This is a genomic window from Streptomyces odonnellii (genome assembly GCF_000981895.1).
GTDB classification, from domain to species: Bacteria; Actinomycetota; Actinomycetes; order Streptomycetales; family Streptomycetaceae; genus Streptomyces; species Streptomyces odonnellii.
In genome coordinates this window covers 1-1,482 of record NZ_LATD01000539.1, presented here as the reverse complement: position 1 = coordinate 1,482, position 1,482 = coordinate 1, and the positions used below count along the sequence as shown (strand labels likewise).

1 protein-coding gene is annotated in these 1,482 nt (G+C 71.5%); it reads right to left on the bottom strand.

Annotation, left to right across the window (positions count from 1 at the left end; genetic code table 11):
• Positions 1–226 precede the first annotated feature (226 nt).
• Entirely contained in the window at positions 227–1,312 is a 1,086-nt protein-coding gene (locus WH07_RS34660; RefSeq protein WP_046508991.1) for a PucR family transcriptional regulator, read from the bottom strand.
• Positions 1,313–1,482 lie beyond the last annotated feature (170 nt).

The following is a 1,482-nucleotide window of genomic DNA, read 5'->3' as shown; positions in this document are numbered from 1 at the left end:
ATAAGAGACCTCCCTGCCCCCGGAATCCCCCGTGGTCCCCCTCGGGCAGGGCCCCATGTTCCCATCAATGGACGACCGTGCGCATTGCCGGAACCCGGCAATCTTAACGCGTTCTTTATGCCGACAGCAGGCCGTTCTACAGCAGTTGTTTCAGGCCACCGGCTCCCACTGGCTGCCACCGGCAGTCGCTCACACCTATCTCCACGCGCCTGAACCCGGAATGGTTTCAGAACGACTTCGTCGGCCAGTCCAGCAATCTCGCCCCGATCACCGCCGTCTGCAAGGTGTAGCGGTGCACCGGGTCGGCGGGGTCGGCGCCGGTGAGCTGGTGGATCCGCTCCAGCCGGTACGTCAGGGCCCGTACGCTCAGCGACAGCCGCCGCGCGGCCTCCGCGGCCACACACCCCGCGTCGAAAAAGGCGGTGAGAGTTTCGAGCAGCGGCCGGGCCCCGCCCCGGGCGGCCTCCAGCGGTCCGAGCGTGCCGAGGACGAGTTCGGTCATGGCCTGCCGGTCGCGGGTGAGGACCGGATAGACGAGCAGGTCGGCGGCGCGCAGGATGGGCGCGTCCATTTCGAGCCTGGCCGCCAGATCGAGGACGTTGAGGGCCTCCTCGTACGACTGCACCACCCCGCCGACTCCCTGCTGCGGGCGCCCGATCGCGACCCGTCCGCCGTCCGTGGCGGCGAACGCCTGCTCGGCGAAGTACGCCAGCACCTCCCCCTGGTCGCCGGGCGCGACACACACCAGCCGCCCGGCCTTGGTGGTGAGCAGCACACTCCGGTCGCCGAACCGCCCGATCAGCGACTGCTCCACCGCGCGCGGTACGGGCTCCTCCTCGTGGTACGGTACGGAGCCCTCGGCGACGGCGACGGCATGCGCGTACGAGAGCCGCAGCCCGAACCGCTCGGCACGCTCGGCCAGCCGTCCCGGATCGCTCCGCCCGTACAGCTGATCGTCCACGAACTCCCGCCGCGCGCCCACCTCTTGGCGTACGGCCAGCCGCTGTGCCCGCTCGTACCCTTCGGCGAAGGCGTCGACGGCCTGCTCGACGGCGGCGAGGATACGGAGGCTGGTGCTGGTGTCGGTGCCTGCGCTTGCGCCTTGACCGGCGGTCGGCCACCGCAGCCGCGCCTCGGCGAGGTGCGCGCCCACCAGCGCGCGCAGTCCGAAGCCGGCTTCGGCGGCCCGGCGGCCCAGTTCCCTGCGGGCGAGGAGTTCGTCCCGGGTGAGCCGGCGGCCGGTGGCGGCGACGGCCGCGAGGTTCTCCGCATACCCCGCCAGATATTCCTCGGGTATCGCATGCCCTGTCACCCCTGCTCCTTTCACCCGGTCCGGCCCCCATTGTGGCTTCCGGGTCGGTGGGTGCCAGCGGGCGCGCGGTGGGCGTCGGTGAGGGGCAGTGGGTGTCAGTGGGTGCGGTGGGGGCCCAGGTCTCTGAGGACTTCGGTGAGTTCGGTGGGGGTGAGGGGCGGGGCCGGGAG